The organism is Fictibacillus nanhaiensis, from assembly GCF_049537595.1.
Classification (GTDB): Bacteria; Bacillota; Bacilli; order Bacillales; family Fictibacillaceae; genus Fictibacillus; species Fictibacillus nanhaiensis_F.
The window spans coordinates 1,730,650-1,756,700 of sequence record NZ_JBMULM010000001.1 but is presented as its reverse complement, the minus strand read 5'-3'; the positions used below and the strand labels follow the sequence as shown (position 1 = coordinate 1,756,700).

Genomic DNA, 26,051 nt, shown 5'->3' with positions numbered 1-26,051 from the left:
AGAAATAAAGGAGGTCATTAGAATGCCTGTAGTAAATGGATTATTCAAACCAAAGAAACATTGGAGTGAATTTGATTTATGGAAAGATGTTACAGAAGAGCAATGGAACGATTGGCTGTGGCAGCTGACTAACACCATCAGAAATTTAAAAGATCTTAAGAGTATCATCAACTTGACTCCGGAAGAAGAAGAAGGCGTTAAAATTTCCACGATGACGATCCCGTTAAATATTACACCTTATTATGCTTGGCTCATGGATCAAGACGATCCACGGTGTCCGATTCGAATGCAATCCGTTCCGATCGGCAAGGAGATATTAAAGACGAAATACGACTTGGAAGATCCTTTGCACGAAGACGAAGATTCCCCTGTTCCAGGGCTTACGCACCGTTATCCTGATCGTGTTCTTTTTCTTGTAACGAATCAATGTTCTATGTATTGCCGTTATTGTACGAGAAGACGTTTTTCTGGTCAGATCGGTATGGGTGTACCAAAGAAACAATTGGATGCAGCCATTAACTATATTCGAAACAATCCACAAGTTAGGGACTGTTTGATCTCAGGCGGCGACGGGTTATTAATTAATGACAACATCCTAGAATATATATTAAAGAACTTAAGAGAAATACCTCATCTTGAGATCATTCGGATTGGAACACGTGCTCCAGTCGTTTTCCCACAAAGAATTACAGAAAATCTATGTAACATTTTAAAGAAGTATCATCCTGTATGGTTAAACACACATTTCAACACTTCAATCGAGATTACAGAAGAATCTAAAAAGGCGTGTGAGATGCTCGCGAATGCAGGCGTTCCTGTAGGCAATCAATCTGTTATTCTTGCAGGAATCAATGATAGCGTTCCTATCATGAAAAAGCTGATGCATGATCTTGTAAAAATTAGAGTAAGACCATATTATATCTACCAATGTGATCTGTCTGAAGGAATCGGTCATTTCCGTGCACCTGTTTCTAAAGGTCTAGAGATTATTGAAGGATTACGTGGCCATACTTCTGGTTACGCTGTTCCTACATTCGTAGTAGATGCTCCTGGAGGCGGAGGGAAGATTGCTGTTCAGCCAAACTATCTCATCTCTCAATCACCAGAAAAGGTAGTGCTTCGTAACTTTGAAGGAGTGATCACATCTTATCCCGAACCTCAAAACTATCAAGCTGGAAGAGCCGATGCTTATTTTAACGAAGTGATGGGAACAGGCCACATCAAGCCTGCGATCGGAGTTTCAGCACTTATGAGCGATGAAGCTTTCAATCTAGTACCAAAAGGGTTAAAGAGACTTGAACGAAGAGAAGATTATGATACGAATCCTGAGCATAGTTCACTAAAAGATAAGCGTGATAAACGTGATGAATTGAAAGAGAAAAAATATAAGTTTGAGCAGACAAAAGACGAAGGAATTTCAGCAACTCCTGAAGAACAAAGAAATGCATAGAGAGGAGGATAACATGAAGTGCTTATGGTGTGAAAGTGAAGAAGCAGAGAAGGCAGGATTAACAGGATATTGGGAACTGCCTGATGGTTCAAGAGCCGTCCAAATAACTGTTATCCCTTCTGTGTCCTGTTCTTCTTGCGGTATGGAATATCAAGAAGATCATATTGTAGATGAGATAGAAGATCAACTCATGTTAATAGATACTAAGAAGATAGATACAACGATTTCCTATACAGAATTAATGAACATACCGAGGTTTTTAAAGAAAAATTATTTTAAGTTGTAACATCAGTAAGTAAGGAAGTATCTTTTTTAAATGGTTGTTTTCGCAAACTTTGTTGCTATTGGAAGTGTTGATTTCCGTTTCAGGCTGCTCGCTTTCCACGGGGCAGGCGGTGAGCCACATTCGAATGTTTCACATTTAAGTGTCTCACCTGCCCGCCTGTCCCGTAGGAGTCTCGCACCTTCCACTACAATCAACTGTCAAAGGTGACAAGGAGTTAAAAACAACAATCTTTTAGAAAAGAGCGTTCTCAATAAAATTATTATTTAAAAGCTGCTTGCTAAACTTTCTGAGAGAGACAGTGAAAATAGCTATAAATAAAGATATTTCCTTTTTAACCTTCATGAGGAAGGAGCCTTTTTTATGAGAAAATCACATCTCATCAAACCGGTTCTAGGAAGCGATTACCCTGTTATCAGTCATGGCAAAGGAATCTATTTATACGATAAAAATGGAAAGCAATATATTGATGGATCGTCAGGTGCAATCACGTGTAATATCGGTCACGGAGTACATGAAGTTGCTGAAGCCATGTGGAATCAAGCAAATCATGTATCTTTCGTTTACCGTTCGCAGTTCACAAGTGAAGCAGCAGAACAATTAGCGGAAAAAATAGCTCATTATGCTCCAGGAGATTTGAATTCAGTGTTCTTTGTAAATAGTGGATCAGAAGCAACCGAGACAGCACTTAAGGTTGCTATTCAGTATTTTCAAGAACAAGGAAACATGACGAAAACAAAAGTGATATCCCGATGGACCAGTTATCATGGAATAACACTTGGCGCACTGTCAATGTCCGGTCACAAACTAAGACGACAACGGTTCACATCATTGCTTGAAGATTTTCCTGCTGCTCATCCACCATATTGTTACCAGTGTCCATTAAAAGAGACATATCCTGGTTGTGGTGTGAAATGTGCAGATGACTTAGAATCATTGATTCAAGCAATCGAACCAGACCAAATCGCTGCTTTTATCGCGGAACCGATCATCGGCGCATCTGGAGGAGCGATCGTACCACCAGACGAATACTTCGGAAAAATTAGAGAGATCTGTGATAAATATAATATTTTACTGATCGCTGATGAAGTAATGACAGGCATGGGCCGTACGGGGAAAATGTTCGCGATGGAACATTGGAATGTAACTCCTGACATTATTGCAATAGGAAAAGGCATGAGTGCAGGCTATACACCGATGGCCGCAACTATCGTTTCAGACCGAATTATGAACGTGATTGAAGCAGGAAGTAAAGTAGTGATGAGCGGACACACGTTTAGCGCCAATCCACAATCTGCTGCGATTTGCCTTGCTGTTATTGATTATATGGAAAGAAACAAACTTCAGGAAAATGCTGGGATCATGGGACAGTATCTGATCAATCATCTACAGCGCCTTCAATGGAAATACCCGTTAATCGGTGATGTAAGAGGCAAGGGTTTATTATGTGGCATTGAATTTGTTAAAAATCCAATCACACGAGAACCTTTTGAGATCACTACAAAAGTTACCGATCGTCTGTTATCCATCTGTTTTGACAACGGCCTGCTTGTTTATCCTGCGGTAGGTGGAGTAACTGGGTTTTCTGGAGACTCTATTCTTTTGTCTCCGCCGTTGAACGTTACGAAAGAACAGATCACAGATATTATGGATATTCTCGATCAATCCATTGGTGAACTGACTACCCAGCTCATTACAGAAGGTTTATATATTACAGAAGCAACTAGCTGAAAGAGGTGTTGTGAATGGCCAAAGGGGTTGATAAACAGATCACACTAGAAAGTGCCTCTGCTTATTTTCATAATGGCATGTCACTTATGGTCGGCGGCTTTGGAGGAGTGGGTGCTCCTCCAACTCTTGTTAATCTCATACTAGAAAAAGATATTAATGATATCTTTCTAATAAGCAACGATACAGGTTTCCCTTGGATCGGACCTGGTAAGCTGATCACGGAAAAAAGGGTGAAAAAATTAATAGCTTCTCATATCGGCTCAAACCCTGAAGCGGGTAAGCAGATGCAAGATGGGTCCCTAGAAGTGGAATTTGTTCCGCAGGGTACACTTGCTGAAAAAATAAGAGCTGGAGGTATGGGGCTTGGCGGTATCTTAGTAGATGTTGGGTTAGGAACGGTTGTTGAAGCGAACAAAGAAAAAGTCTTGCTCAAGAACAAAGAATACATGATCGAACCAGCTTTAACGGCTGACGTGGCGATCGTTTATGCCAAAAAAGCCGATCGGTACGGAAATCTCATCTATGATAAGAGCGCTCGAAATACGAATCCACTCGTGGCTATGGCGGGACAGATAACGATCGCAGAAGTGGAAGAGATCGTTCCTGTAGGTTCCCTTAATCCGGAAGAAATCGTTACGCCAGGCGTCTTTATAGACTATATCATTCAGAGTAAAGGAGTGGACTGGAAATGGGTTTGGGAATTGAAACAAGGCACAGGATCGCAAGAAGGGCAGCCCTCGAAATAAATAATGGAATGATCGTTAACCTTGGAATCGGAATTCCCACGCTTGTTGCAGATTATATTGAAAAAGACCTACATATCATGCTGCATACAGAAAACGGAATCTTAGGCATGGGTGGGTCACCACAAGCAGGCAGTGAAGATGGTAACCTATCGAATGCAGGAGGATATCCAGTTTCCATCAAGCCAGGGGCTTCTTACTTTGACAGTGCCACGGCATTCGGAATCATTAGAAAGGGATTGCTTGATGTAACGATTTTAGGAGCACTAGAAGTGAGTGAAAAAGGTGATATTGCCAATTGGATCGTCCCAGGAAAGCGGGTTCCTGGAATGGGCGGAGCGATCGATCTTGCACAAAAAGCAAAGAAAGTCATTATTTTAATGAACCACACGGATAAGTACGGAAACCCTAAGATTGTTAAAAACTGTTCTCTTCCGCTTACGGTCAAAGAAGGCGCAGACATGATTATCACAGAGAAAGCAGTTTTTCATTGTGTAGATGGAAAACTTTATCTTCGTGAAATCATGAGCCCCTATACGGTAGAAGATGTTATCCAGACAACGGGTGCTTCTATCGTTCTAGATGAACAGATCTCTGTTTTTCAATGAGAAGTTAGGGAGGTAAAACATGTTAGTAAAAGAAAAACTCTCAAACTGGTTGATGAAAGAACAAGATAACGCCATTCGTTTTTTACAAAAAACGGTTCAAGAAGCGAGCACGACTGGAAATGAAACGGGTGTACAAATGTTGATCGCAAGAAAACTTGAGGAAATGGGACTCGAGGTTGATATGTGGTATCCGGATGGTGAAGAGTTAGCGAAACATCCTAATTTTTGTGCAAGCCGGACAGATTTCAGTACAAGTCCTAATGTTGTTGGAATCTGGCGGGGAAACGGGAAAGGCCGTTCACTTGTTCTAAACGGTCATGTGGATGTCGTCCCAGAAGGTGATTTAAACCAATGGAACGATCCTCCTTACAGTGGAAAAATAATAGATGGTAGACTCTACGGCAGAGGATCAACAGATATGAAAGGGGGAAACCTCTCCCTTTTGCTAGCCATTCAAGCACTAAAAGAAACAGGGGTTCAGTTAAAAGGCGATCTACTCTTTCATAGTGTCATAGAAGAAGAGAGTGGCGGTGCAGGTACGCTCGCTGCAGTTCTTCGAGGATACAGTGCAGATGCAGCCATTATTCCCGAACCTACGAATATGAAGATCTTTCCTGCTCAGCAAGGTTCAATGTGGTTCCGGCTAACCGTAAAAGGAAAAGCGGCACATGGAGGAACACGGTATGAAGGAGTTAGTGCTATCGAAAAAGCGGTAGTCGTATTAGAGGCTATCAGACAGTTGGAAATCATCAGAAATGATAGAGTGACAGACCCTTTATACAAGAATATACCGATACCCGTTCCGATCAACGTAGGTAAGATATCTGGTGGAAACTGGCCGTCGTCTGTTCCAGATACGGTTGAAATAGAAGGAAGAATAGGCGTTGCTCCTGACGAAACCTTGGAAGAAGTAAAAAACGAACTTCAGAGTTATCTATCAAATGTTTCAGACCCGTGGCTAGAAGAGCATAAGATCTCTGTAGAATGGTTCGGTGCACAGTGGCTGCCAGGATTGATAGAAACACAACATCCTCTCATGAACATGCTCTCAAAGAATTTTGAAGAGGTAGTTGGAGATAAACCCATCATCGAAGCGTCTCCATGGGGCACTGATGGCGGCTTATTATCTCATGTCGGCGACACTCCGGCGATCGTGTTCGGGCCAGGAGTTACAGGGGTCGCACATTATCCGAACGAATATATTGAGATTTCGAAGATCATGGAAGCTGCTGAGATCATAGCTTTAACGATCTATGACTGGTGTGGAGGCGATAATGGATGAAGAAATCAGAAGAGTTGTTAAAGCGGAAAGAATTAAACGTCCCAAGAGGTCCTTTTAATACTGTCTTGAATTTTGTGGATCATGCTAGCGGAAGTACGATGGTTGATGTTGATGGTAACGAATATATTGATTTTGCTGGTGCGATTGGAACATTAAACGTTGGTCATTGTCCGCCCAGGGTAGTAGAAGCACTTAAAAACCAAGTAGAAAAATACATTCACCCATGTTTTCACGTAATGATGTACGAACCGTACGTTCAGCTTGCAGAGAAACTGAACGAGATCACACCTGGAGATCATCATAAGAAAACGTTCTTTTTAAATAGTGGTGCAGAAGCTGTAGAAAACGCGGTTAAGATCGCTAGAAAATTTACAGGCAGAAAAGCCATCATCTCATTCGAACGAGGATTTCATGGCAGGACGTTGCTCGCAATGAGTTTAACGAGCAAAGTAAAGCCATATAAGTTTGAGTTCGGTCCTTTTGCGCCAGAAACGTATAAGATGCCTTATCCATATTATTATCGAGAGGATCGTAATGTCGAGGAGACCGATAGAGCGATCTTAAAGAAATTCGAAGACTTCTTTTTAGGAGAGGTTCCACCTGAGGAAATAGCTGCGATCATCTTTGAACCCGTTCAAGGTGAGGGAGGATTCGTTATACCTTCCACGACGTTCGTTAAAGGTCTTCGAGAGATCTGTGATAAATACAATATCCTTTTAATCGCTGATGAGATACAGACAGGATTCGGCCGTACCGGGAAAATGTTTGCGATGGAACATTTTGATGTAGTGCCAGACCTCATGACCCTGTCAAAATCAATAGCTGCTGGCCTGCCGATCTCTGCAGTAACAGGCAGAGCGGAGATCATGGATGCACCGGCGCCAGGTGAGATCGGGGGTACCTATGGAGGAAGTCCATTAGGATGTGTTGCTGCGCTAGAGGTCATCTCAATGATTGAAGAAGAAGGTTTGTTAACAAGAGCGAATCAGATCGGGGAAAGAATTACCAACACCTTTTCAAAATGGAGAGATCAATACGAATTTGTCGGCGATGTTCGAGGTATAGGAGCTATGTGTGCACTCGAGATCGTGAAAGATAAAGTGACGAAAACACCAGACCCTGATCGTGCGAAAAAAATTATTGCACTTTGTAACCAAAATGGCGTAGCCATTATGGGAGCTGGTCTTTATAGCAACGTTATACGGATACTCTCACCACTCGTAATCTCTGATGAACAGCTTCTCAAAGGCTTGAACGTGATTGAGAAACAGCTTACAAAAGTAAGTGAGATGGTATCGTCATAAATATTAATTGTAACCTCGTCTTTTCAGGCGAGGTTACTTTATTATTTCAACTTTGTTTTTCAAATTACTGGATATTTTCGGAATGAAAATTCGGAAAATTATGCTAATATGATGATATAGATACTAAAGGGGCTGTAAGAATTGCAAATCATTAAAAAACTGTTGATCGGCTCTGTTTTAATTGGTGGATTTGTTGTTTATACACAATACGAAAAAAATGCTGAACCAACTTGGACGGTGAATGCGGAACACTTTTCGGTTGTAAACTCATTAAAAGATGGAATGAAAAGAGAGTATATCAAGTTCGATGAATTAGAGTTGATAGATAAGTATGGTTTTCTAAATGATGTAGACAAAAAAGTGACGCTTAAAGAATCGTATCGAACGTTAAAAATCGAAAAGCTCTGGAACATGAATGGACGCATGTATCTTTTATACAGTGTAGACGTTAAAGAAAGAGATAAGGACGAGTATCATATTCCGCGGCTCTCTGTTAAAAACATGCAGTTTCAGACAAAAGATGGTAAGGAACTCGTGCTCAAGGCTGGTGAAGAGATGGGAAAACCGGGAACTAGGGACGAAGGATTCGTCTACAAGCACCGTTTATACCGCTCCATGATGCTGATGCCAACTATGTTCGATTCTTCAGAGAACGATTGGTCGATCGTATCAAATGCTCATATCGTTCGGTTACAAGACCTTAAAATCTCTTCAAAAGACAATGGGATAGACACGATTCAAGATATTGGGTTAACGGTTCCTTCAGAAGATCCTTATACAACAGTATTGAAAAGTGAACCGATCGATCAAACGTTTACATATGGTGATAAGAAAAAAGTAAAGATTAAATCAATAGATGCTTTACTTTATGAACAAAGACTAAGCGTAGAAATCCCTAATGATGATAGTTTAATCGGATTTACTAGCAAAGAAAATAAATTACAAGACCAACCTTTGACGTATGGGATATTAGGGACGAACAAAAGCGGGTTTTACGTTCCCATATATGATATGCCAGGAGATGTTAACAAGAAAAAAGAAAGGTCAGTTACTTTTACTTCTTCCGTACACAAAGATCCTCGTTCTTTCTCATGGACAATACCAAAGAAAGAAATTGAAACGTTTTTAGCGAATACGAAACAACCGATTTTAAAGAGCCAAGAAATTTTAACAATAGATAATACGATTGTACGCTATGAAGGGATGACCATGTTCGAGGGGAGCCCTAGGATAAAGTTGAGCATATTCGCTGATTCTAGTCAGCTTTTACATCATCTGAGTCTGATTCCTGATCATTTTTATAGTGATGCCGAAGTGCCTGATGATTACGAAAGAGTATACAAAAACAATGTTATCTCGATTTCAGATGATAAGAAAACGAGAATCAATAATTTCGAAGTACATAGTTCAGAAGAAAAAAACAAAGCCACCTACTATATCACGTTTTATAACAAAGAAGAGATGGAAAACGGTGAGATGAAACCGATCTTGATCCCTGAGAGGGACTTGACGATCACGGTATCAAATCTATCTTATCTAAAGCCTTTAATTAATCCTGTGGACATTAAATATAAGAACATCATGATCATGAACTGACAAACGATGAAAGTGGTAAAGGAGACAGGTTACTTTGAGCAACAAGCGAAATAAGATCATCACTGGACTCTTGCTGTTAATTGCATTTGTCATTTACACGCAATATGAAAAAAGCGCAGAGCCAACGTGGAAAGTTAACGATGAAAATTTTGTTGTGATGAAAGATTGGGAAGAACTAATGGATACAGAAAAATCAAAATTTAGTGACCTTAAGTTTGCCGATCATTTCAAGTTATTGAAAAACAGTCAGATCTCTATTCCGTTAGCGAATAATCAGCGAAAGTTCCAGGTAGAAAGAATCTATAACTTCGGACAACAGCTGTACATTCTATACAGTGTAGACCTTGTAGAACGGGATAAACAGGAGAGTGATATTCCTCGATTATCGGTTAATCAAGTTGAGATCACGTCCAAGAAGGGAAAGACTTTTCATTTTCCTATCGATATGTATGAAGGAGAAGGCGCGATCAGTGGTGTTGTATACAAACATAAATTATACCGTTCCATGATGTTACATGCGCAATATGATAACATTAAAACAGATGAAGATTGGAAAGAGGTCTTTAGCAGTGAGACGGTTAAGCTTCTGAACCCGACATTGACTTCAAACAAAGGGAAGATGAAGTTAGATCACTTAACTTTTAAAGTCAAGCCTCATCATGCTTTGGAACTGCCTCCTGTTCTTGCTGCAGAAAAAATTAATCAATCTCTGCAGCTTTACAACAACAAAGAAGTTCACCTGGATACGTTTGAAATCTATCAGATGGGATCCAGAATCAAGTTGGACTCAAATATTGATAAAGATCTTGTTTCTCTAGTTGGAACCATTGAAAATGGACAGGATAATTATACGTTACATGCAGATATCACAGAAAATGAAGGTTCAGGGTACTTTATGGAAACGTATACTGCTCTAGATGATCTTCTTAATTTGGACGATATAGATCATTTGAAATTGTCGTTTACACACTCCATTCATAGAACGGACAAATCGTATGCATTTTCAGTATCTAAACAAGATCTTGAGCAATTTGCAAGCAATCCAAAAAAAGATATAACAAGAAATGAAGTTATCGCTAACGACAGTGATTATAAAGTCATTTACAGAGGAATTGAAAATGATGTTTCTAACAACGAGAAAGGAATCTCGTTTTCTATAGAGAGCAAAGTAGAAAATGTAGGACAAGAAGGATATCTTTATTTTCAACCAAACTATAATGAGAATAGAATCCATAACGAAGAACGTTTTATGAACAACCTCGTCACCATAAAAAATTCGTCAGGGGAAACACTGCAAAATTTTGATGTGATGCATACGTACGATAGTGAGAAATACGGGTTCTTATTATTTTTTCATGACGGACTTCCGAAAGGTGACCTCTCCATTACTCTTTCAAAAATAGCAAAAATTCACCCTTTACAAGAAAAGGTAGAAGTCCCGTTAAAACTTCCTGCACCTAATAAACAGTAGAAAAAAGACTGCCGCAAAGTATAACGGCAGTCTTTTTTCTATGCTCTTGGATTACTTTGTGCACGTTTGATATACATCTCTTCTTCTCCCACGATGCCACATGCTCCGCACTGAATAAGTCGTTCTGAACCTTTATACGGAAGATGGAACATATCTAATTCACCATCTTCGTATTGTTGAACTACATCACCAGTGGATGGATCCAGCTTCACTGCTACAGGATTCTGTTCGATCACGTTAAAACGCGTACGGTTCGTCTTACAGTTTGGACATAGATAAGGATTTGCCATTTTTAAGAAACCCTCCTTTTTAGTCTTAAGTTAACCAGTCAAGGAAAAATTATGTAAGTTATATTTTTATTTCATTTAGCCATAGTAAGAAAAAGGAGGGATACATCATGGGTAAACAGAAAAAAGCCAACGCTAATGCACAACGCAATAACAACGTGAAAGAAAACGGTGCAGACAATCAAACAGAATTTGCGTCTTATGCTGAGATGGAAGTGGAAAAGATGCATCATGGCAAAAAAACAAAATGATTTTACTTCTTAACAAACTGGTAGTATAATAAAATTCTGCGATGTTCGTGGCTTTTCCATGTCTTTAACCTATGTGCTAATGACGGGAATCCAATATGATCTGTCAGACAGTCAAGCCTAGCATTCGACTTGGAAGGCTGTAACGGCAGCTGCGGATACCCACCTGAGAGATCAGGTTCCAAAGGCATATAAAGTCACGGCAGAGCGGATTTTACTTAAACGACAACAAGCGTATTTTACATCACATGTAAAATGCGCTTTTTTCATAACATATTTTTACCGGGGGATAAAAAGCAAATGGAAAAGAAAGAAGTACTATTGTTAATCGATGGATTCAACCTGCTCAGCAGATGTTATTTTGCTACAGCTTATGGAAAAGAAATGCATGATCTTCCTCGAAACTCAAAAGGGCAGTTTACGAATGCCATACGTGTTACCATTCAGAAACTGCTTATGCTCGTTCGAGATCATGAGCCTTCTCATATTGTTGTTGCTTGGGATGTTAAACGTGATGAAACACTTAGAAGAGAAAAATTTGCTGATTACAAAGGAACAAGAAATGAGTTGCCTGAGCCACTTATCCAGCAATTTGAGACACTTGTTCAACTTTTTGATAACATCGGAATCACGCAGCTTACGATTCCTAGATATGAAGCGGATGATATCATCGGCACACTGGCGTATCGCTGGCGAAACGAACGTGACGGAGAATGTATCATCTACAGCAACGATCGCGATCTTTTGCAGCTTCTTTGCGAAAAGACTTCACAGCTTATTACAGTAAAAAGAGATGAGCTAAAATATACATTGAATCATTTCCAAGAAGAGTATGGAATAACTCCTGCTCAGTGGATTGATGTTAAAGCTTTACTAGGCGATAAAAGTGATAATATTCCTGGGGTAGCGGGAGTTGGCGACAAAGCTGCACTTCCACTCATACAACAATATGGTGCGGTTGAATCGATCTATGAGAATTTTGAGAATTTAGATCCTAGATATAAGAGGTATTTAAAAAAGCTCGAAGCAGGGCGTGAGATGGCTGTTCTTAGTAAAGATTTATGTACGATTTTTACAGATGTTCCTGAAGTAGTCGACAGAGACTTAGAGGAATGCCGATATATTTTAGATAAACAGAGTGTTCGAAGCGCATTAGAAGAATTAGAGATTCAAATAAGAGTGGGTTAAGTAAGATCCCACTCTTTTTGTTTGCGTTTTATAAACTTCTTATTGAACCGTATTTCAGATAAAATCATGCCTAGTAAAATCAACCCGCAACCAAACAATGATTTTGAACCCAGTCGTTCATCAAGCATGATATAAGCAGTAAGTGCCGCAAAAACAGGTTCCATCGCAAAGATTAAAGCCACTCTTGCAGGCGTCGTAAACGATTGAAAGTGTGTTTGAGCCAAAAAAGCTAGAGCAGTTGCAAAGAATGAGGTGATCAAGAGAGCACTGATTACTTCCGGCTGTTGAACCAACTTGGCCGTAAACATCTGCTGCCAATCTTCCATCATGATTGCAGTTATAAAACTAAATAGAGCAACGGTCAAAAGTTGGATAATAGTTAGACAAATAGCGTTGTATGATGAAGCAAACTTTCCTGTGAACACGATGTGAAGAGCAAATGAAATAGCACATAATAGTACATAACCATCGCCAGTGTTCAACGAGAGGCTGTTGTGAATCGTTAATAAATATAAACCGAATACTGCTATTATCGAGCTAATTCCTACTTGCCAATTCAGTTTGTTTTTTAACAATAAATAACTGAACAAAGGCACTAAGACAACGCTTAATCCTGTTATGAACCCAGCTTTTGAAGACGTGGTATACAACAATCCGACAGTCTGAAACCCGTACCCTAAAAATAGCCAAAAGCCAAGTATGATACCGCTGATCCATATGCTCCTGTCTGAAAAATGACTGAGTGACGAACGGTTAAACAAGAAGATAATTAGCAATAATGTTATGGCGGCAATGGAAAAACGTACACTATTAAATGAATATGGTTCTAAGAACGCGATTGCTTTCTGGACGATAACGAAAGTCGAACCCCAGATCAAAGCTACAAGGAGTAGATTGAAGTCGGCAAACCAAGTCTTTCTAAACATCTGACGGTCTCTTGTTTAATTGAATGGCTTGTCGTGCAAGTTCGTCTGCGATCTTATTTTGCTTTGAAGGAATCCACTTAATAAAGAACAGATCCAGTTGCTCTGAAAGTTCTAGAGCTTCTTCTAAAAGTTTTGTATAACGTTTATCTTTTGCAAATCTCTTATCCACCGCGCTCTCAACTGCTTGTGAGTCTGTGCGGAACGATACGATTCTCCAATCATGTTCAATACATAGTTCTAAACCATGAATTAGAGCTCTAAATTCCGCTTCATGGTTACTCATCGTACCGATTGGAAAACGATACGAATGTGTAGTGCCGTTTCCGACTTTTACATACACGCCTGCTCCGGAGAGTCCGGGATCACCTGCACTTGCACCATCAATGTATATCTCTATCAATTCTTTCTCTCCTCTATACGATTATATTCGTATTATAAAGGACTTTATAAAAAACAAAAAGGAGATTACTATGAACTTCTCAATAGAGTATATGTATAAACATCCCAAATCCCCCTTGAAGGTTCGATTTGTTTCTGATCCTATGCCGCTAGCTGAAGCCCTTTTTACAGCAACTGATTTGGAGAAGACCGGAAGAGTATCTGAATTGGTCTTCATCGATACAAAAGATGTAACGTGGACGAAGAAAGAGCTGACTAAATTAACGCAAGTCAAAAAAGAAGAACCAAAAGATATCTCTATTTATTTCGATGGAGGTTTTAAGTCGGAAACGAGAACTAGTGGTCAAGGTATTATTATTCATTTTTCTCAAAACGGGATAACCTATCGAATTAAAAAGAACGCGAGTCTGTCCAATCTTGAATCCAATAACGAATCAGAGTATGCTGCACTGTGGATAGCGATAAAAGAACTCGAAGAACTTGGAGTTCAATATGAAGAAGTGAGAATTCAAGGAGATTCAAAGGTTGTCATAGAGCAATTAAAAGGGGAATGGCCATGTTATGAAACGAACCTCCAGAACTGGGCAGAAAAAATCGAAACACTATTGAAGAAACTTCAGATCGAACCTGTTTACGAATGGGTGGCTAGAAACAAGAACAAAGATGCAGATCATCTCGTAACACAAGCATTAAACGGAAAGATCATACAAGCGAAGAAAGAAGTCATTGATAATTCCTGAATGTTACTGGTACAATTTACTAGAATCTTTTGATTTTGGGGTTGAGGTAGAAATGAATGAGAACGTTCTAGGCGACTATATAGCATTATTAGCTTCAAAAGGGTTTCGTCTTAATGATGGAGACCTTCATTTTGTGGATTTTGGAAAACATTATACAGATGCAAGTGAATCTCAAGTGAAGATAGCATTAGAAGTTACTTTAATTAAACAATTATCATTTGACGGAAGTTACTTTATCGCCATTTTAGAATCTTTAGTTAATGAAAAGATAACCTCAAAGAAAAAAGCGTATGAATTACTAGATCAACTGCAAACCAACAACGAAAGAAAACATTCTTATACAGTGGGGTAAGTATGAAAGAAAAAATGATCCAACAGACAGAGAAGTTTGTAAAAGATAAATTAAGAAACGAGAGCAGTGGACATGATTGGTATCATATCTATCGTGTTAAAAATCTGTCTCTGAACATTGCAGAAAAAGAAGGTGCAGATCACTTTGTATGTGTGATGGCGGCACTTCTTCATGATATCGCTGATGAAAAAATTGCAGGAACTGAAGAAGAAGGTCTTCAAGAAGTGAAAAATTGGTTAGAATCAATTTCTGTCGAGGAATATTACATCACGCACATATTGTCAATTATCTCTACGATGTCATTTAAAGGCGGTAACGGAAAAGAGATGGAATCGGTTGAAGGTAGAGTCGTTCAGGACGCAGACCGTTTAGACGCGATCGGAGCTATAGGAATCGGCCGAACATTCGCTTATTCCGGAGCGAAGGGACAGTTGATGTACGATCCTGAGATACCTGTTCGAGAAATCATGACAAAAGAGCAGTATCGCAATGAAAAGAGTACAGCTATAAATCACTTCTACGAAAAGTTGTTAAAGTTAAAGCATGGGATGAATACTCCATATGCAAAAAAACTAGCAGATGACCGCCATGCCTTTCTAGAAAACTTTCTAGAGCAGTTTTTTGAAGAGTGGGAAGGCAGAAAGTGAGTAAGTTTTCATAGGAAGAGAAAATAAACATCCAAAATCAACATTCTTAATTTAGGTTGTCATTACAAAGTGAATGATCTGTATTAAAAAAAGGCCAAAATAATGGCCTTTTTTAGTTACTTAGAATCTAGACTAACACTCTTCTGCTGGTCGAGGTCCTGCGTCTAATCCTTCTGATGTTACAGTAAGAACAGGATTAATTGATGCATCCTCACTCACACAGATCTGGCAAGACAACCTTACATTACCTGATAGACCCTTCGTAGCGATAATATTAGCTTCATTTTCGCCGATCGGACCTAGATCTCCTGACAATACTTCCACTCGGCATGTTGTACATTTTGCTTTGCCTCCACAGCGGTGAAGGATATCAATCCCATTGTCTTCAAGTGCATTTACAAGTTTTTTGCCATTCTCGATCTCGTATGTACCAAATCCACGCACATCAATTTTAGCCATTTTACCTGCCTCCTTAAATGAATACTTAGTATTTCTTTCCATACATATTATACGATAACCTCTTACCAAGTAAACTACAGGATTAAAAGTTGTAATAGAAAAACTAATCGCATCACATACTTGTTTCATATACAATAGAGAGTGGAGTCAATTACATATGATGGAGGGTTAAATCAACATGCTAGAAAAGGTTACGTTCAAAAGTGATATCGAGATTGCCCAATCAGCGAAAATGCTGCGAATCGAAGAAATTGTAGGACAACTAGGAATTGAAGAAGATGATTGGGAACCTTATGGAAGATACAAAGGAAAGCTCTCATTGGATCTGTTTCAAAAGCTTCAGAATGTTGAAGATGGAAAAGTAGTCTTAGTTACAGCGATTAGTCCAACACCAGCAGGAGAGGGCAAGTCTACAGTGACCGTGGGGCTTGGACAAGCACTCAATCGTGTTGGAAAGAAAACGATTATCGCTTTACGTGAACCATCACTAGGCCCTAGCATGGGTATTAAAGGTGGTGCAGCAGGTGGAGGATACTCTCAAGTGATGCCGATGGAAGATATCAATCTGCACTTTACTGGAGACCTGCATGCTATTACAACCGCTAATAACGCATTAGCTGCATTGATTGATAACCATATACATCAAGGGAATGAATTGAATATAGATCCACGTCGAATCGTTTGGAAGCGTGCGTTAGATATGAATGATCGAGCATTAAGAAAGATTGTCATCGGCTTAGGTGGACCCGTTCAAGGTGTACCACGAGAAGATGGATTCGATATTACCGTAGCATCAGAAGTGATGGCCATCTTCTGTCTTGCTAATGATCTAGAAGACTTGAAGATAAGACTATCTAAGATGGTAGTGGCGTTTGATTACGACAATCAGCCTGTAACCGCTGGACATCTGAATGCTCATGGTGCATTAACCTTATTGTTAAAAGATGCGATTCGCCCGAATATCGTACAAACATTAGAAAACACACCGGCACTTGTTCATGGTGGACCGTTCGCTAACATTGCTCATGGGTGTAACAGTGTTATCGCGACAAAGCTAGCTTCTAAACTTGGTGAGATGGTCGTAACTGAAGCTGGATTCGGTGCTGATCTAGGAGCTGAGAAGTTCTTAGACATTAAAGCGAGATATGCGGGTATCAATCCAAGCGCAGTTGTTATTGTTGCTACTGTAAGAGCGCTTAAGATGCATGGAGGCCTTGCAAAAGAGTATTTGAAGAATCCGGACTTAGAAGCACTTCAAAAAGGTATGCCAAACCTTGAAAAACATTTAGAAACGTTAAAAGAATTTGGTGTGCCTGTAGTGGTAGCTATCAACAAATTTGTAACTGACACCGACGAAGAGGTTGCTTTCATAAAAGAGTGGTGCAATAGTAAAGGTGTTGCTGCAGAAGAAGCTGATGTTTGGGCTAAAGGCGGACAAGGTGGAGAAGCATTAGCAAACAGAGTGTTAGAAACCATTGAATCAGAAGAGAATAACTACAAACCTCTTTACGAACTAAACGTTTCTTTACAAGAAAAAATAGAGACGATCTGTAAAAAAGTGTACGGAGCAGGAGAAGTACAGTTCTCACCAAAAGCTGTAAAGCAAATGAAGCAGTACACTGATTTCGGGTGGGATCAATTGCCTGTATGTATGGCTAAAACTCAATATTCCTTCTCGGATGATCCAAAAAAACTCGGCCGTCCAGAAAACTTTACGATTACGATCAGAGAACTTAAACCGTCGATTGGAGCTGGGTTCATCGTTGCTCTTACAGGTGATGTGATGACGATGCCAGGACTTCCTAAAGTACCTGCAGCGAACAACATGGATGTATCTGAAGACGGAAAAGCAGTAGGACTATTTTAAGAAATAGTGTAAAGTATCCTTATAAACTGCTATACTTCTGTAGGAGGGATGCATATGAAACCATTACAACTATCAGCTGATACTGCGGTGAAATTAGCAAAGGCGTTAAACGTACCACTGGAACAGTTGATGCATATGCCTCAGCATATATTGGTGAAAAAGCTGATGGAATTGGAAGCATCCAAAGAAAATAAGGATGAATAATTAAGAACAAGAAGGCGAAAACCTACTATGTAGGTTTTTTCTTTTTTTCTCAATCTATCTATTAAAAAAAGGAATGAAAATATGGAAACAAAAAAACCTGGTTTAGTGTATACACTTAAAGTTGTGCGAGTATCAGATCTTGGCTATGTATTAGATCTTGAAGATGGGAAAGAAGTTCTTTTACATCGGTCTGAAGCAAAAAGTAAGCATGAAGAAGGAAACATGGTAGAAGTCTTTTTATATCAAGATCACGAAGGAAGACTGGCGGCTACCGAAACGATTCCAAAAGTTCGTCTCGATTCATTAGCTTGGCTAGAAGTTGCGGGCGTGAACCGTAAGTTAGGCGTATTTCTTCATATCGGTATTAAGAAAGATATTCTCTTATCAAAAGACGATCTTCCTGAATCATGGGATGAATGGCCACATCTAGGCGACCGTGTATACTCAGGTATGAAGCTGGATAAAAAAGGCCGTATCTTTGCTGACTTGGCTACAGAAGAAGAGATGGTAGAACAAGCGGAAGCAGCAACAGAAGAGATGTTTAACCAACAAACGTCAGGATATGTTTATAAGATTAATGAAGCGGGTGTACTCCTGTTTACTGAGTCACAGCAAATCGGATTCATCCATAACGATGAGTTAAAGGTGAAGCCTCGTCTAGGGCAGAAGCTTGGAGCTCGTGTAGCTTTCGTTCGAGAAGATGGAAGAATGAACTTATCGATGAGAGCAAGAAAAGAGATTGCTTACAGTGAGGATTCTGAACGCATCTATCAATATTTAAGAGAAAACAAAGGGCAGATGCCACTTACAGACAAATCATCTCCAGAAGAGATCAAAGAGACTTTTCAGATGAGTAAAGCTGCTTTCAAACGAGCTCTAGGTAAGCTTATGAAAGAAGAGAAAATCATTCAAGAAGATGGAAAAACGTTTCTTCAAATTTAAGGAAAAGGGTCTGATTAATCAGGCTCTTTTTACTTTTTGAGGAATACTCCTATAACAATTATTGTTTTTTAACAGCTTTATTTTTTATTTTCCATTCTCTTTTTCGTATAGACTTTTTAGCTAATGTTACTTCAGGATTTGCAATGTACTTCATTGGGTAAAATACGAAGAGAAAGGTGGAATCACTTTGAAAAGAAATCTAGGCTTTTGGGTCTTAACAGCGCTTGTTGTAGGAAATATGGTAGGATCGGGTATTTTCATGTTGCCACGATCATTAGCAGAAGTAGCTAGTCCATCTGGTGTATTAACAGCCTGGCTGATCACAGGTTTTGGTGTTTTGATGACAGCACTTGTTTTTGGAAACCTGAGTTTAAGAAAACCTGAATTAAATGGAGGTCCTCAAAACTACGCGAAGGCTTTGTTTAAAGAGAATTCACGATCTTCACTAGTAGCAGGATACCTTGTAAGCTGGGGATATTGGGTGGCTAACTGGTCAGGTAACGTTGCGATCATCACAACGTTTGCCAGTTATCTTTCAACTTTTTTCCCTGTTATGACAAACAAAACCATTTTATTCACCGTGATGGGGACTTCTGTAAGAATAGGTGGAGTCATCACGTTTATTATCTGTTCCGTTCTTTTGTGGAGCGTACATATCTTGATTCTTAACGGTATCGAGGGAGCAGGGAAGGTAAACTTTATTGCAACTGTAGCTAAAGTTTTAGGATTCTTATTATTTATAGTAGCTTGTTTATTTGCGTTCCAAAGCAGTAATCTTGTTCCTTTCTATGCTCCGATCGAGGGTGAGGGCGGTGTTACTTCAGGTTTTCTATCTCAGATAAATAACGCCGCGATCGCAACCCTTTGGGCATTTGTAGGAGTAGAATCTGCTGTTGTTTTCGCGACTCGTGCCAAAAAGAAAAGAGATGTAAAAAAGGCGACGATCCTTGGTCTGATCATCGCACTTCTTTTGTATTTAAGTATCACGTTGTTAGTCATGGGAACTCTTAAGCAAGAAGAATTGATCAACTCTCAAAAACCACTTGTTGATTCATTGATGGCAGCAATTGGACCATCTGGCAGTATGATCATGGCCGTCTTAGGAGTGGTCTCGTTATTGGGAGCGACTGTTGGTTGGGTTTTGCTTTCTGCTGAAGTGCCGTTTCAGGCAGCACAGCAGCGGATGTTTATCACGAACTTTTTAAAAGAAAATAAAAAAGGTGCACCCGTTTTCTCTCTTTGGATCACAAACCTTTGTACTCAGCTATTCTTGTTTTCTGTTATTTCTCAGTCGATGGCGTCTGCTTTTGATTTTATGATCTTTATTGCAACACTCGCTTTTCTCGTTCCATATTTGTTCGCTTCTCTATATCAGTTGAAGCTCGTTATGAAAGGTGAGACGTATGAGAAATCGGGAAGAAGTCGAACGACAGATGGTATTATTGCTTCAGTTGCTGCCATCTATTCGTTCTGGGTCATCTATGCAGGAACGGCAGATCTCAAGACTTTCTTATTCGGAATCGCCTTACTTGCATCAGGCATCTTATTTTATCCCTTCGTTCCAAAACAAACTGAACCCATCAAAAAACCGGCTGATTAATAGCCGGTTTTTTTATAGCTCTTTGTAAAAGATTGTTGCCTTTAAGTCTTTTTTATTCCTTCTTTAACTTTTGATCTCGAGGGGCTAGCCATTGTAACTAGACAGGTGAGACACTTATACGGAAACGTACGTATGTGGCTCACCGCCTGCCCCATGGAAAGCGAGCATCTGAAACGGAAATCAATACTTTCATTAGCAACAATGAATACAAAAACAGCCTTTTATCATCAAGCACCTTTTCGAAGACCAGATCCCGTATTTGCTTTTACTAAAATTTCATTAAACTTATCAACGTCTGATGGTTTGGAAAGCATCGTTCCGACGATAGCTCCTAAGAACCCAAGTGGTATAGAAACAATACCTGGGTTTGCTAGAGGAAAGATCGCTTCTCCTGTAAGGATCGCGGCTCCTTCTACAGGAGACCATACACTAGGTGAAATCATTACTAAAACAAGTGAACTAATGAGTCCGACTAACATCCCAGTTACTGCGCCTGCCGTATTAAAACGCTTCCAAAATATTGTTAAAAGAATGATAGGAAGGTTTGCACTAGCTGCTACGGCAAAGGCAAGAGAGACTAAGAAAGCGACATTTAATTTTTGTGCGAACAAAGCGAGTATGATAGAGATGATCGCTACCCCTACTGAAGCCCATTTGGCGGCTTTCATCTGTTCTTTTTCTGATGCATGACCTTTTCTGATGATGTGTGTATAAAAGTCATGAGCAAAAGCTGAAGCGGCTGACAGTACCAATCCAGCAACGACGGCTAGAATGGTAGCAAACGCAACGGCAGAAACAAAGGCAAACAAAAACTCTCCTCCGAGTACTTCTGCTAACAGTGGAGCTGCCATATTTCCAGCAGCATTCGCAGCTACGATCTGATCTTGTCCAACAAAAGCTGCAGCACCAAATCCTAAAAAGATCGTCATGATGTAGAACGCTCCGATCAGCCAAGTTGCATACACAACGGATTTTCTGGCAGTAGGAGCATCTTTTACCGTAAAGAACCGTATAAGTATATGAGGAAGACCGGCAGTTCCTAAGACAAGTGCTAAGTTTAAGGAGATCGTATCAAGCGGGTCTTTAAACTTATTACCGGGGTTCAAAAACGACTCGCCCAGTGGTGTAGCACTTTTAACTTGGTTGAACATCTCAGTAAAGCTAAAACCAAATTTAGCAAACACCATGACAGAAATGATAAACGTTCCAAGCATCAAAAGAATCGCTTTTACGATTTGTACCCATGATGTAGCAGTCATACCACCGAACACCACATAGACGGTCATCAATACGCCTACGATAAGTACAGAATATATGTACTCAATACCTAGTAAAAGTTTGATAAGAGCACCAGCACCTACTAATTGGGCGACCATATAAAAGGTAGAGATCGCCATCGTATTCAATGCTGCAACACCGCGAACCTTTTTATCATTAAACCTCGCAGCAATCATATCCGCCATCGTATATTTACCAAGATTGCGAAGAGGCTCAGCTACTAAGAACAGAACAACAAGGTAGGCTACTAGGAATCCTATGCTATAAAAGAAGCCATCAAACCCAGATAGTGCGATCGTGCCAGCAATTCCAAGGAATGAAGCAGCTGACATATAGTCTCCGGCAATGGCAAGTCCATTCTGCATTCCGGTCAATCCGCCATCTGCTGTGTAGAAATCACTCGTTGTTTTTGTTTTCTTAGAAGCAAAATAGGTAATGACTAAAGTAAGAGCAACGATTCCTAAAAACAAAGAAAATGCTGTACCATTCATGAGGAAGCCTCCTTGTCCATATCAGCTATCACTTTTTCAGCGAGTTCGTCAAAGCGCTTGGCTCGTTTCGTATAGATCATACACAGAGCCCATGTCATGATGAATTGAGCAAAAGCAAAGATCCAAGCCCACGTGATATCACCGATCGCATTCTTATTCAACACATCTGTATAAGCGGTTAGGACAGGAAGGCTGAAGTAAAACAGTAAAAAAAACACGGTCATTGGCAGGATGAAACGTTTTTTCTCAGCCATTAATTGCTGAAATGTGTTTGTGTTCACGACTTCGCTGTACCTTGAGTGTTCAAAATTTTGCTGTTTTTTTGGTAACAATGCATTTTCCTCCTCTTATTAAATTAAATCCAACTAATACTCATGCCTCCTTTAACTGAATAATCTTTATTTTCTGACAAAATCAACTTCTATTATATACGGAGAAACGTTATGATTCAACGGGAATCGTTCTTGAAGTTAGAAGGATTTAATGGGATGATTTGCGTATTAATAAATAAGGGCAAAAACAGGAGAGAGGTGTAAACATCATGAGTCTTGTCTTAGTGAAACTTGGAATGTCGGCATTCTTCGGATTGATCATCGGAATTGAGAGGGAGTTGAAGAATAAACCCGTTGGTCTTAAAACGAGCCTTGTTATCTCCATCAGCAGTTGTTTGCTCACGATTGTCAGCATAGAATCTGCTAGACAATTTTCACTTCTATCTGGTCAAACGGTTATGGACCCAATGCGTTTAGCAGCTCAGATCGTTAGTGGGATTGGTTTTCTTGGAGCAGGTGTTATCTTAAGAAGAAGCAACGATGTAATTTCAGGATTAACAACCGCAGCTATGATATGGGGAGCATCTGGACTAGGAATTGCCGCCGGAGCTGGTTTCTATAAAGAAGCCGCTGCAGGTGCTTTTTTAATTCTTATCAGTGTTGAACTGATTCCACTTATCATGAAATGGATCGGTCCAAAAGCATTAAGACAGATCGATATTAAGTTAAAATTGGTCGTTAACCCAGACACCATCATGAGTGATGTGATGAAAGAGATCAATGAGCTGAAAGTAAAGATCGTAAATGTTCGAATAAAGGATCTTGAGCATGACTACAAAAAAATGGAGATGGCAGCATCCATCTATGAGAAAAGATACACCACAGATCTATATGATGATGTGAAAAAAATTGAGGGTATCAGAAGTGTTGAGATTGAAACGCTTGGATGATTTAGGTTTTATGATCGATAGCCTGTCGAAGAGGCTCTCTTTATAAAGTGGCTGATACATTCAAATTATTTAAGAGTTATCTCTTAGGAAAAGAAAAAGGGTGACGTAATCTGTCACCCTTTTTTTAATATCGTATTAAGTTCTTGTCATGAGCATTGTTTTTATAATAGTGTACCATCGAACCTACATACTCATCGAAGGGCCGACATTCAATTCCTGATCCTTTTAGATCTTTTACGAGTTGAGAAGTATCATATTTCGCATCATGAGAAAAATACGAAAGAGTTTCTAAAGGTACACCAAGCCATTTCGAAACAAGTGAAAATGATAGACATTTTTCAGCTATTCTTCTATTAAACGTCCAGCTTGGCTTTTTCCCTAAAAGCTCCTGGCATAAAGATGTATATGCATCTTGTATGGAAGGTGAATCTGGACTAAGAACATGATACGTCTTAGATCTTCCGACAGTCTCGTGCATGAGATACACCGAAGCGTCAATGATGAAATCGACAGGAACGAGATGAATCTTGGATGAAGTTTTTCCGATATAGGGAATGGGGAATTTACCAAGCCGATTTATAAATTGCATCATAAAATAAGGACCGTCAAACTTGAGCGTTTCTCCTGTCTTTGAATCACCTACAATAATACCAGGTCGTATGATCGTGATCGGAAGTTCATTCATTCTATCACGGACTAGCACTTCTGCTTCGTGTTTTGTCTGTTCATAATAATTACGAAACCGACTAGGCATACTAATGTCGCTCTCCATGATCAATCCCTTTTCATCTCCAGAAACATAAGCTGTACTGAAATAACAAAAACGCTTTAAGTTCGGACACTTTTCAACAAACGTTAAGACGTTTTTTGTACCGATCACATTACAAAGATATGCAGGTTCATAAGCAACAGTGAGGTCATAAAGAGCTGCAAGATGTACACAGTGTGTAACCTGTTTATAAAGGTCATCTATAGTGTGAGATGCAAGACCTAAATTGTGTTTTGTAATATCTCCTTCGATAAGATGTATGTTTTTAGGTTGAGTTCGTAATTTTCGCTCTGCAGTTTCACGTTCATGTTTTAAGATCAATAAATAAAAGGTAGAAGAAGGATACTTTGTTTGAAGAGCACTTACAAGCTTTGAAGCTATAAATCCTGGGTAACCGGTGATAAAATAAGTATGGTTCATCGATATACACCTCAGCTCATGATAAGATAAGTTTACTCGTAACAGAAAGGACCGTAACACATGAATAAGAAGACTGTTATTGTTGCAGGCTCAAGCGGATTAGTAGGAAAAGAAGTGGTAAAGCAATTATTGACGGACCCACAGTGTAAAGAGATTATCTTACTAGTTAGAAAGTCATCGGGTATGAAGCATGAAAAGATTAAAGAAGTGATATTTGATTTTACTGCATCTGAATATAGCCTAGAACATACAGAAGCGGATGTTATGTTCATCTGTATCGGAACGACGATGAATAAAGTAAAATCCAAAAAAGCTTTTGAAGAAGTAGATCTACATATTCCGGTTAAATTAGGAAAACTTGCTCACAAGTTAAATATAACCCATGTTTCTGTTATTTCAGCTATGGGTGCTCATGCTAAGTCTACTTTTTTTTACAATCGTGTAAAGGGAAACATGGAGTCCCATTTGATCTCAATGAATCTCTCTTCTTTGACGATTGTAAGACCATCTTTATTGATCGGTGATCGCGAAGAGTTCAGGTTCGGAGAAAGATTGGCTGAAAAGCTTTATAAAGCAATCCCTTTTATCTATCCTAGTAAATATGAACCGGTAGAATCAAGCTCAGTTGCAAGAGCGATGATACAAGACGCTTTCAACACCCAAACTGATTCCGTAAAAATTATTGAGAACAAGAAGATACATGAGATAAGCAGAAACATTTTAAAAAGCTAGTCTGTTTACGTTATAATAACATTGTATGTAAATGAATCGTTTTCAGGAGGAATAAATCATGAATGCTTATGAAGAATATATGAAACAGATGGCTCAGCCGATGAGAGACGAACTAACACGTGCTGGGTTTGAAGAATTAAAAACACCAGAAGAAGTAAATTATTTTATGCAAGAAACAGAAGGTACAGCACTTGTTGTCATTAATTCAGTCTGTGGTTGTGCTGCTGGTCTTGCTCGTCCGGTCGCAGTAGCATCTCTTAATCATTCTGTAAAACCTGACCAGTTTGTGACTGTTTTTGCTGGTCAAGATAAAGAAGCGACGGCTCAAATGAGAGAATTCTTTGGGGAGATCCCACCATCTTCTCCGTCTATGGCTGTACTAAAGGGTGGAAAAGTTGTTCACTTTATTCATCGTCATAATATCGAAAATCATGCACCTGAAGAAATTCTTGAGAATCTTCTTGGGGCATATGATGAGCATTGTTAAGCCACTAGTCTAGAATGATCAGGTTTTATAACAAAAGAAAGAGAGAAGCAGATCTGCTTCTCTCTTTTCTTTTTTAAAATATGATGACTTAATGAGATGAGGATGAAGACGAAGATGAAGACGATTCGTCACAGTCATGTTCTTCTTCTTTACAATGAAACGCAGTAGCACCGATAATGATCAACAGGATGAATAGAACAACAATGATTAAAAAGCCGCATCCGTGTCCATAGCCACCATAACCTCCACCATATTCACCATGATGAATCGGCATATTCGCTACCGGCTTCATATTAATGTTCATATTGTCACCATAAGGCATATT

28 protein-coding genes, 1 other RNA gene and 1 pseudogene are annotated in these 26,051 nt (G+C 39.5%); 22 read left to right on the top strand and 8 right to left on the bottom strand.

Translation table 11 applies throughout. The features are described 5' to 3' along the window. Positions 1-22 precede the first annotated feature (22 nt). The 9 genes from ablA to ACOZ9X_RS08805 all read left to right on the top strand — a co-directional run bounded on the left by ablA (position 23) and on the right by ACOZ9X_RS08805 (position 10,468). Positions 23-1,450, top strand: a complete 1,428-nt coding sequence (gene ablA, locus ACOZ9X_RS08845; protein WP_423417864.1) for a lysine 2,3-aminomutase — start codon at positions 23-25, stop codon at positions 1,448-1,450. Between the two features lie 13 nt (positions 1,451-1,463). Beyond that, a complete protein-coding gene (locus ACOZ9X_RS08840; RefSeq protein ID WP_423417863.1) occupies positions 1,464-1,736 on the top strand; it encodes a YokU family protein in 273 nt (90 codons plus the stop codon). A 360-nt stretch (positions 1,737-2,096) separates the two neighbouring features. Continuing rightward, the gene (locus ACOZ9X_RS08835) at positions 2,097-3,464 is read left to right on the top strand and encodes an aspartate aminotransferase family protein (RefSeq protein ID WP_423417862.1); all 1,368 of its coding nucleotides are present in this window, start codon (positions 2,097-2,099) and stop codon (positions 3,462-3,464) included. A 14-nt stretch (positions 3,465-3,478) separates the two neighbouring features. Next, entirely contained in the window at positions 3,479-4,210 is a 732-nt protein-coding gene (locus ACOZ9X_RS08830; protein ID WP_423417861.1) for a CoA transferase subunit A, read from the top strand. After that, positions 4,153-4,815, top strand: coding sequence for a 3-oxoacid CoA-transferase subunit B (locus ACOZ9X_RS08825; protein WP_423417860.1), 663 nt, complete (start codon positions 4,153-4,155; stop codon positions 4,813-4,815). The genes ACOZ9X_RS08830 and ACOZ9X_RS08825 overlap by 58 nt, the downstream gene beginning before the upstream one ends. 19 nt (positions 4,816-4,834) lie before the next feature. Next, positions 4,835-6,097, top strand: coding sequence for a peptidase (locus ACOZ9X_RS08820; RefSeq protein ID WP_423417859.1), 1,263 nt, complete (start codon positions 4,835-4,837; stop codon positions 6,095-6,097). Then, positions 6,094-7,401, top strand: coding sequence for a 4-aminobutyrate--2-oxoglutarate transaminase (gene gabT, locus ACOZ9X_RS08815; protein ID WP_423417858.1), 1,308 nt, complete (start codon positions 6,094-6,096; stop codon positions 7,399-7,401). Before ACOZ9X_RS08820 ends, gabT begins: the two co-directional genes overlap by 4 nt. A 141-nt stretch (positions 7,402-7,542) precedes the next feature. After that, positions 7,543-8,997 (top strand): hypothetical protein, encoded by a 1,455-nt coding sequence (locus ACOZ9X_RS08810; protein ID WP_423417857.1) that lies wholly within the window; start codon positions 7,543-7,545, stop codon positions 8,995-8,997. A gap of 34 nt (positions 8,998-9,031) precedes the next feature. Next, positions 9,032-10,468: a hypothetical protein gene (locus tag ACOZ9X_RS08805; RefSeq protein WP_423417856.1), complete on the top strand. Its 1,437-nt coding sequence runs from the start codon at positions 9,032-9,034 to the stop codon at positions 10,466-10,468. A 38-nt stretch (positions 10,469-10,506) separates the two neighbouring features. Here the strand turns inward: ACOZ9X_RS08805 and ACOZ9X_RS08800 are convergent, their stop codons facing one another. Beyond that, positions 10,507-10,758: a DNA alkylation repair protein gene (locus tag ACOZ9X_RS08800; RefSeq protein WP_066394007.1), complete on the bottom strand. Its 252-nt coding sequence runs from the start codon at positions 10,756-10,758 to the stop codon at positions 10,507-10,509. 107 nt (positions 10,759-10,865) lie between these two features. Here ACOZ9X_RS08800 and ACOZ9X_RS08795 point away from each other — a divergent pair, with 107 nt between their 5' ends. The 3 genes from ACOZ9X_RS08795 (at position 10,866) to ACOZ9X_RS08785 (ending at position 12,191) form a co-directional block, all read left to right on the top strand. Further along, positions 10,866-11,006: a hypothetical protein gene (locus ACOZ9X_RS08795; protein ID WP_171005448.1), complete on the top strand. Its 141-nt coding sequence runs from the start codon at positions 10,866-10,868 to the stop codon at positions 11,004-11,006. 30 nt (positions 11,007-11,036) lie between these two features. After that, positions 11,037-11,221, top strand: a non-coding RNA gene (ssrS, locus tag ACOZ9X_RS08790) — 6S RNA. Between the two features lie 82 nt (positions 11,222-11,303). Further along, positions 11,304-12,191: a 5'-3' exonuclease gene (locus ACOZ9X_RS08785; RefSeq protein WP_137789537.1), complete on the top strand. Its 888-nt coding sequence runs from the start codon at positions 11,304-11,306 to the stop codon at positions 12,189-12,191. Here the strand turns inward: ACOZ9X_RS08785 and ACOZ9X_RS08780 are convergent. Beyond that, complete coding sequence (locus ACOZ9X_RS08780; RefSeq protein ID WP_423417855.1) at positions 12,188-13,117, bottom strand: DMT family transporter; 930 nt, start codon at positions 13,115-13,117, stop codon at positions 12,188-12,190. The two genes, ACOZ9X_RS08785 and ACOZ9X_RS08780, sit on opposite strands and share 4 nt — an antisense overlap. Further along, entirely contained in the window at positions 13,110-13,517 is a 408-nt protein-coding gene (locus ACOZ9X_RS08775; RefSeq protein WP_423417854.1) for a reverse transcriptase-like protein, read from the bottom strand. Before ACOZ9X_RS08775 ends, ACOZ9X_RS08780 begins: the two co-directional genes overlap by 8 nt. Positions 13,518-13,587: 70 nt before the next feature. Here ACOZ9X_RS08775 and ACOZ9X_RS08770 point away from each other — a divergent pair, with 70 nt between their 5' ends. From ACOZ9X_RS08770 to ACOZ9X_RS08760, 3 genes are read left to right on the top strand one after another with little or no spacing between them, the layout of a single operon-like run. Next, a complete protein-coding gene (locus ACOZ9X_RS08770) occupies positions 13,588-14,256 on the top strand; it encodes a reverse transcriptase-like protein (protein ID WP_423417853.1) in 669 nt (222 codons plus the stop codon). Positions 14,257-14,308: 52 nt separating this feature from the next. Continuing rightward, positions 14,309-14,608 (top strand): DUF6123 family protein, encoded by a 300-nt coding sequence (locus ACOZ9X_RS08765; RefSeq protein WP_423417852.1) that lies wholly within the window; start codon positions 14,309-14,311, stop codon positions 14,606-14,608. Positions 14,609-14,610: 2 nt separating this feature from the next. Beyond that, positions 14,611-15,255 carry an HD domain-containing protein gene (locus ACOZ9X_RS08760; RefSeq protein ID WP_423417851.1) on the top strand — a complete coding sequence of 215 codons (645 nt, stop codon included), beginning with the start codon at positions 14,611-14,613 and terminating at the stop codon, positions 15,253-15,255. Positions 15,256-15,387: 132 nt separating this feature from the next. On the opposite strand, the gene ACOZ9X_RS08755 is transcribed toward ACOZ9X_RS08760, so the two are convergent. After that, positions 15,388-15,714, bottom strand: a complete 327-nt coding sequence (locus ACOZ9X_RS08755) for a 2Fe-2S iron-sulfur cluster-binding protein (protein WP_137789531.1) — start codon at positions 15,712-15,714, stop codon at positions 15,388-15,390. A 178-nt stretch (positions 15,715-15,892) separates the two neighbouring features. Between ACOZ9X_RS08755 and ACOZ9X_RS08750 the strand changes: the two genes are divergently transcribed. The 4 genes from ACOZ9X_RS08750 to ACOZ9X_RS08735 all read left to right on the top strand — a co-directional run bounded on the left by ACOZ9X_RS08750 (position 15,893) and on the right by ACOZ9X_RS08735 (position 20,327). Next, positions 15,893-17,581, top strand: coding sequence for a formate--tetrahydrofolate ligase (locus tag ACOZ9X_RS08750; protein WP_423417850.1), 1,689 nt, complete (start codon positions 15,893-15,895; stop codon positions 17,579-17,581). Between the two features lie 54 nt (positions 17,582-17,635). Then, positions 17,636-17,785 (top strand): YycC family protein, encoded by a 150-nt coding sequence (locus ACOZ9X_RS08745; protein WP_082861366.1) that lies wholly within the window; start codon positions 17,636-17,638, stop codon positions 17,783-17,785. A gap of 81 nt (positions 17,786-17,866) precedes the next feature. Next, complete coding sequence (locus ACOZ9X_RS08740; RefSeq protein ID WP_423417849.1) at positions 17,867-18,727, top strand: CvfB family protein; 861 nt, start codon at positions 17,867-17,869, stop codon at positions 18,725-18,727. A 181-nt stretch (positions 18,728-18,908) separates the two neighbouring features. After that, on the top strand, positions 18,909-20,327 hold the full coding sequence (locus tag ACOZ9X_RS08735) for an amino acid permease (RefSeq protein WP_423418256.1): 1,419 nt from the start codon (positions 18,909-18,911) through the stop codon (positions 20,325-20,327). A 227-nt stretch (positions 20,328-20,554) separates the two neighbouring features. Here ACOZ9X_RS08735 and ACOZ9X_RS08730 read toward each other — a convergent pair whose 3' ends face one another. Both ACOZ9X_RS08730 and ACOZ9X_RS08725 read right to left on the bottom strand, forming a co-directional pair. After that, positions 20,555-22,096 carry a solute symporter family protein gene (locus ACOZ9X_RS08730; protein WP_423417848.1) on the bottom strand — a complete coding sequence of 514 codons (1,542 nt, stop codon included), beginning with the start codon at positions 22,094-22,096 and terminating at the stop codon, positions 20,555-20,557. After that, positions 22,093-22,428 carry a DUF485 domain-containing protein gene (locus ACOZ9X_RS08725; protein WP_423417847.1) on the bottom strand — a complete coding sequence of 112 codons (336 nt, stop codon included), beginning with the start codon at positions 22,426-22,428 and terminating at the stop codon, positions 22,093-22,095. The genes ACOZ9X_RS08730 and ACOZ9X_RS08725 overlap by 4 nt, the downstream gene beginning before the upstream one ends. Before the next feature lie 209 nt (positions 22,429-22,637). Between ACOZ9X_RS08725 and ACOZ9X_RS08720 the strand changes: the two genes are divergently transcribed. Continuing rightward, positions 22,638-23,318, top strand: a complete 681-nt coding sequence (locus tag ACOZ9X_RS08720) for an MgtC/SapB family protein (protein ID WP_423417846.1) — start codon at positions 22,638-22,640, stop codon at positions 23,316-23,318. Positions 23,319-23,442: 124 nt separating this feature from the next. Here ACOZ9X_RS08720 and ACOZ9X_RS08715 read toward each other — a convergent pair whose 3' ends face one another. Next, positions 23,443-24,507 carry an SDR family oxidoreductase gene (locus tag ACOZ9X_RS08715; protein ID WP_423417845.1) on the bottom strand — a complete coding sequence of 355 codons (1,065 nt, stop codon included), beginning with the start codon at positions 24,505-24,507 and terminating at the stop codon, positions 23,443-23,445. 60 nt (positions 24,508-24,567) lie between these two features. Between ACOZ9X_RS08715 and ACOZ9X_RS08710 the strand changes: the two genes are divergently transcribed. Both ACOZ9X_RS08710 and ACOZ9X_RS08705 read left to right on the top strand, forming a co-directional pair. After that, positions 24,568-25,239: an NAD(P)H-binding protein gene (locus tag ACOZ9X_RS08710; RefSeq protein ID WP_423417844.1), complete on the top strand. Its 672-nt coding sequence runs from the start codon at positions 24,568-24,570 to the stop codon at positions 25,237-25,239. Between the two features lie 55 nt (positions 25,240-25,294). Continuing rightward, the gene (locus ACOZ9X_RS08705; protein ID WP_423418255.1) at positions 25,295-25,726 is read left to right on the top strand and encodes a BrxA/BrxB family bacilliredoxin; all 432 of its coding nucleotides are present in this window, start codon (positions 25,295-25,297) and stop codon (positions 25,724-25,726) included. Between the two features lie 163 nt (positions 25,727-25,889). On the opposite strand, the pseudogene ACOZ9X_RS08700 reads toward ACOZ9X_RS08705, so the two are convergent. Continuing rightward, a pseudogene (locus tag ACOZ9X_RS08700) lies at positions 25,890-26,000 on the bottom strand (YjcZ family sporulation protein); the annotation flags it as partial. Between the last annotated feature and the right edge of the window lie 51 nt (positions 26,001-26,051).